The sequence below is a fragment of the Rhodoferax sp. genome (assembly GCF_039922535.1).
Classification (GTDB): domain Bacteria; phylum Pseudomonadota; class Gammaproteobacteria; order Burkholderiales; family Burkholderiaceae_C; genus Rhodoferax_B.
The window spans coordinates 1-5900 of sequence record NZ_JBDTEM010000200.1 but is presented as its reverse complement, the minus strand read 5'-3'; the positions used below and the strand labels follow the sequence as shown (position 1 = coordinate 5900).

Genomic DNA, 5900 nt, shown 5'->3' with positions numbered 1-5900 from the left:
GACGTTTTGTGGGCGGATGGGCGGGGGCGGATCGTTAGAATTATTTGCGTGGCACCACCGTTTTTCACGGCATGTGTGTACCGCGCCTCTCTCTTCTCCCCATCCTCCTCTTTGCGAAAGTGCTTTCCATGATCCGTGCCTTGCGTCTGTTGTCCATTGCCCTCGTTATCGCGTTGACCGGCTGCGCAGCCTCGGTCAACCATTCAGGCAACCAGGAGTCCATCCTCCAAACCACGGCCACCGCACCCACCAAACTGGTGATGACGGTATCGGGATCGCCCGCCATGGAAGCCTCTGACGACTGGGTGGCATTTTGCGAAGAATGGCAGACCTCGATGACCGCCGCCACCGCCGCGGCCAAGCTGGACTTTGTCTACGCGGGCAACAAAAATACCAACCTGGCCGACGCGGCCAGGTTGGTGCAGGTCAAGGTGAACGACTTCCGCTACGTCTCGCAGGCCAAGCGCTACGGCCTGGGCGTGCTCACGGGCAATGCCTTCATGGACGTAGACGTGGACTTTACCGATCTGCCGTCGGCCCAAAAACTCGGTTCCCGCAAGTTCGCCACCTCGTCCAGCGCCTGGCAAGGGGTATTTGCCGCCATGACCCCCAAGCAGGTAGAAGCCGTGTCGGCTGAAATCGTGCGCACTGTCGCCAAGAAGTAGCCCCCTCACTCCATCGCATGCGCCTCCACGGGTGGCGTGCTCGCGCGGCTTTGTTTGCGCATCAACAGCAACAGCGGCAGGGCCAGCAGGGTTACGGCCATCATGATCTTGAAGTCGTTCAGGTAGGCCAAAAAGCTGGCCTGGCGGGTGACTTCGTTGTTCAGCGCCGCCAGGCCCTGGGGCGTGGCCAGGTTGTAGATGGCGGGCAAACCGGCCTGCACGGCCGGGCTGGCCAGGTTGACGTGCTCGACCATTTGCGCATGGAACGAGGCGGTGTTACGGGTTAGCAGGGTCTGCATCACCGAGATGCCGATGCTGCTGCCGATGTTGCGCGACAGGCTGTAGATGGAGGTGCCGTCGGGCCGGTAGATCGGGTTGAGCGTCGAGAAAGTCATGGTGGTCAGCGGCACCGACACAAAGCCCAGGCCCAGCCCCTGGATGAAGCCCGACCACACAATATCGCTGGGCTGGGTGTCAAAGCTGAAGCCCGACATTTGCCATAGCGAGAACGCCGTCAGCGCGAAACCCAGGCCGATCAGGCTGCGCGCATCCATGCGTGCGGCGTAGCGCCCGGCCAGCATCATGGATAGCATGGTGCCGATGCCGCTGGGCCCAATCACCAGGCCCGCCGTCACCACCGGGTAGCCCATCAGTGACTGCAACAGCGGTGGCAGCAGCGCGCGGGTGGCGTACAGCAGCAGGCCCACCATAAAGTACAGCGTCAGGCCGGTGACAAAGTTGCGGTCTTTCAGCAGCTGCACATTGAAAAACGACACGCCCCGTGCGGTGGCCGTCAACGCGATGAAGAAAGCAAAGCTGACCACCGCGCCCACCAGCTCCAGCACGATCTCGGTGGAGCTGAACCAGTCCAGCAGCTCGCCCCGGTCCAGAAACATCTGCAGCAGGCCAATCGCCAGGCTCAGGCTGATACAGCCATAGACATCGAACTTGAGCTTGGTCTGGATGGCGGTTTCGCGGATGTAGAGCTGGATGCCAATGAACGAAACAATACCCACCGGAATATTCACAAAAAACACCCAGCGCCAGCTGAAGTTGTCGGTCAACCAGCCGCCCAGTGTGGGACCGAGGATGGGGCCGAGCATCACGCCCATGCCCCAAATCGCCATGGCCTGGGCGTGCTTTTCCTTGGGGTTGGTGTCCAGCATGATGGCCTGCGACAAGGGCACCAGCGCCGCGCCAAACACGCCTTGCAGCAGCCGGGCCAGCACGATTTCGGTCAGCGAATTGGACAGGCCGCACAAGGCCGATGCCACGGTGAAGCCCACCACAGAAATCAAAAAAATCCGCTTGCGGCCAAAGCGCCCGGTCAGCCAGCCGGTCAGCGGCGTGGTGATGGCCGCCGCCACGATGTACGAGGTCAGCACCCAGGACGCTTGGTCCTGCGAGGCCGACAGCGCGCCCGCCATGTGCGGCAGCGCCACGTTGGCAATGGTGCTGTCCAGCGTCTGCATGATGGTGGCCAGCATGATCGCCGCGGTGACCAGCATGCGGTGTTTGGCGGGGTCGGCCGCTGGGGCGGCAAGGGCGGTGGTGGCCATGGATGTCTACGCTGCGGAAAATGGTGACGTACGTTACTATTTACTTAAAAAAAAGGGCGGATGCCTTATCGCGAGGCAGAGCCCGCCATCAGCTGTCCACAAAGCGCAGCACCTTGCGCAACAGCAGGTCGAACTGTTCCATCTCTTGGGCAGAAAACCCGGCCCACAGCGCGGCGTACTGTTGGCGGCGCTGGGGCTGCACGGTCTCGACCAGGGCCTGGCCCGCGTCGGTCAGCTGCATGTAGACCTCGCGCCGGTCCACCTCGCTGGCCACGCGCGCCACCCAGCCTTTTTTGGCCAGGTCGTCGGCAATGCGCGAGCAGTGGGTGCGCGAGGTGTGGATCACGGTGCTCAGCTCCGACGGCAGCATGCGGTGGCCCGGATGGCTGTAAATCACCACCAGCGTGGTCCAGGTGGTGTAGTTCAGCCCCAGTTCGCGCAGCTTGAGATCGAACACCTCCCCCAGTCGGGTGCCGGTGTGCAGCAGCAGCCGCGTCAGAATCGCCTCGCGCGGCTGCGCACCCGGTATCTGGGTGGCAATGGCCTGGATGGCCGATTCAAATGGGGCAAAGCTTTCGGGCATGGGCGCAAATGATAACCTAGGTTACTAATTTACGCCGTGTGCTGTCGGTACGTAGTGCTATTTAATAGATAGCTACTCGCGCAGGTAGAACCTGCACCAACGGCCTATTCCATGCCTAAAAACAAAAGGCCGGCCCGGCCCTTCTCCATTCGTCCACAAAACTAGGTACGTCTGGCCCGCCCAGCCCGGCCCAGGAATTGACGCACGCCCCAGCGCCGCCTACGCTCACATGAGCCTGTGGAACCTTACAGGCTCATCCGTGAAGGAAACCGCATGGCTGGCACCGCTGACACCGTTTTTTTGCGCGCTTTTATGTGGCTGCAGGGCAGCGTGGCTGCGCTGCAAACCGACATCCAACCGCCTGCGCTGGCCACGCCCCTGGCCGACGCGCTGCGCACCCGGCTGGGGCTGGCGCTGGACCAAACGGCCGCCACCATCAACCCCGACACCTTCCACGCCAGCAACGCCGAAGCCCAGTCGCTGGCCACCGCCGCCATGGTGGTGGGCGAAACGCTGGCAGCGCTGAAAACCGTGGGCGAGCTGCTGGCCCACATTGGCGACGGCTCGGTGGGGCTGGGGGATTTGTCCAAGGTCATTCAACAGATCAGCCGCATCACCTCGGCCAGCCCCGGCAAGCCGCCCAGCGCGTATTCGATTGCCAAGCTGCTGCTGATCGTCAGCGGCGATGCCGACCAGCCCACCAGCGACCCGCCTGCCAAACTGCTGGTCTACCGCCTGCTGGGCAAGGATGCCGGCAACCCGCCCACGCCCGCCGCCTTTGCCGAGGCGCAGATGACCCTGGGCCTGGTGGTGATGGCCATCGGCACCCTGCTGGACCGGGCCTTTGCCGCCCCCAACCTGGACGATGCCAAGGGCTGGCTGGTGCCCAGAGCCCCCGCTATCCCCCTGCCGCCGCTGGTGGCCAGCCGCGCCTTCCAACTGGCCGGGGGCGCGAACGGCAGCCTGGACCTGCTGCTGGGCTACGACCTGCCGCAGCACCTGTTGTATGCCGAGCTGAACTCCACCCTGCACGCCAGCCCCGGAGCCGGGCAAGACTTTGCGTTGGAGCTCAAGGCCGACGGCAAGGTCACGCTGCAAATCGACGTGCCCCAACTGACCAACCCGCTGCCGCCGCTGGCCGCGCCGGTGCTCACCGGCACCTCGGCGCTGAGTCTGCTGTTCAGCCGCAGCCAGCCGCTGGTGCTGGGCGATGTCGGCAAAACCCACTTCACCATCGGCAAGATGACCGGCGGCTTCACGCTGGACAATCTGCAGCCCAAGGTGGAATTTGACCTGGCCGAGAGCGTGCTGGTACTCAAGGTAGGCGACGACCCCTTTCTGGGCGCGGTGCTGGGCGATGCCATCGAGGTGGCGTTGACCTTCGGCTTGATCGCCGACATGGCGGGCGGCCTGCGGCTCAAAGACGGCACCGGGCTCAAGGCCACCATCCCGCTGGAGCGCATCCCCAACAGCCCGGTGCAGATTCCATTCCTGACTTTCGAGCTGAAAAAGGCCGACAACTTGGACAAGATCGAAGTCGAGCTATCGGGCTCGTTCCAGGTAGAGATCGGGCCCTTCTCCGGCTCCATCGACCGGCTGGGCACGCTGCTCAAGCTGGACGATCTGCTGGCGGGCGTCACCGCGCCGCGCTTTGATTTGAAGCCGCCCTCGGGCGCGGGCCTGGCCATCGACGCGGGTGTCGTGGAGGGCGGCGGCTTTTTGCTGTTCGACCCCGACCGGGGCGAGTACGGCGGCATTCTGGACATCCGCATTGGCGTGATCGGGGTCAAGGCGATAGGCTTGCTCAGCACCAAGAACCCCGGCGGCTGGTCGCTGCTGCTGATCATCACCGCGCAGTTACCGCCCATTCAACTGGGCTTTGGCTTCACGCTGACCGGCATTGGCGGGCTGCTGGGCGTGCAGCACACGGTGAGTGTGGACACACTGTCACAGGGCCTGGCCAGCGGCTCGCTGGACAGCTTTTTGTTTCCGCAGAACCCAGTGGCCAACGCGCCGCAGATCATCAACCAGTTGCGCACCATCTTCCCGTTCAAGGCCGGGGGCTTTGTCATCGGGCCGATGCTGGAGCTGGGCTGGAGCACGCCCAGCCTGGTGATCGCGCGGGTGGGCATCTTGATCGAAGCCAGCCAGATCGTGTTTGTGGGCCAGGTGATCGTGCAACTGCCGCCGCTGGTGGACAAGTCGCTGGCCATCCTGCGGCTGCAGGTGGACTTTGCGGGCGGCATTGTGTTTGACCCGCTGAAAATCTGGTTCGACGGCGTGCTGCGCGACTCGCGGGTGGTGTTCATTGCGCTGACCGGGCAGTTTGCGTTCCGCGCACTGTTTGGCGACCGGCCCAGCTTCTTGATCAGCGCGGGCGGCTTCCACCCGCGCTTTACCGACCTGCCGCCCGGCCTGCCCAGCCCGTTCCAGCGCATTGGGGCGGATCTGTCGATTGGCCCGGTGGGCATGCAGTTCCGCGGCTACTTTGCGGTGACCTCGGCCACGGTGCAGGCGGGCTCATCCATGCGTATCTGGGCCGACATCGGCATCGCCAGCATCGAAGGCGGGTTCGAGTTCAACGCCATCGTCTACATCGTGCCGCGCTTCCGCTTCGAGGTGGACCTGCACGTCTGGGCCAGCGTGGAAGTGTTTGACATCGACTTTGCCAGCATCGACATCTACGGCCTATTTGCCGGGCCGGGCCGCTGGCACATTGTCGGCAAGGCCGAAATCCACACCCCCTGGCCACTGCCCGACTTCAGCTTCCACGTGGACGAAAGCTGGGGCGAAGACCGCGACACCACGGTGCGCAGGCTATCGCTGGCCACCGAACTCAAGGCCGAACTGGAAAAGCCCGGCAACTGGTCGGCCCAGTTGCCGCAAGAAAGCGATGCCTTCGCCAGCTTTGCCAAGCTGCCCGCCAGTGGAATCGGTAGTGGCATCCTGGCCCACCCCAACGCCGTGCTGCAGTTTGTGCAAAAGCGCATGCCGCTAAACAAGCTACTGGCCAAGCTGGGCACCGACAGCATTGCGGGCAGCGGCGACGAGCTGCAGATCAGCATCGGCGACATCCGCTTCGGCCTGGAAACC

The 5900-nt window shown here is 63.7% G+C and carries 4 protein-coding genes; 2 read left to right on the top strand and 2 right to left on the bottom strand.

The genetic code is table 11. The features are described 5' to 3' along the window. Nucleotides 1-128 precede the first annotated feature (128 nt). The gene (locus tag ABI213_RS09460) at nucleotides 129-665 is read left to right on the top strand and encodes a hypothetical protein (protein WP_348005052.1); all 537 of its coding nucleotides are present in this window, start codon (nucleotides 129-131) and stop codon (nucleotides 663-665) included. Nucleotides 666-670: 5 nt separating this feature from the next. Here ABI213_RS09460 and ABI213_RS09455 read toward each other — a convergent pair whose 3' ends face one another. Both ABI213_RS09455 and ABI213_RS09450 read right to left on the bottom strand, forming a co-directional pair. Beyond that, on the bottom strand, nucleotides 671-2224 hold the full coding sequence (locus tag ABI213_RS09455) for a DHA2 family efflux MFS transporter permease subunit (protein ID WP_348005053.1): 1554 nt from the start codon (nucleotides 2222-2224) through the stop codon (nucleotides 671-673). Nucleotides 2225-2312: 88 nt separating this feature from the next. Then, a complete protein-coding gene (locus tag ABI213_RS09450; protein ID WP_348005054.1) occupies nucleotides 2313-2807 on the bottom strand; it encodes a MarR family transcriptional regulator in 495 nt (164 codons plus the stop codon). 273 nt (nucleotides 2808-3080) lie between these two features. Between ABI213_RS09450 and ABI213_RS09445 the strand changes: the two genes are divergently transcribed. Beyond that, nucleotides 3081-5900 (top strand): DUF6603 domain-containing protein (locus tag ABI213_RS09445; protein WP_348026847.1); only part of this gene is annotated, 2820 nt, incomplete at its 3' end.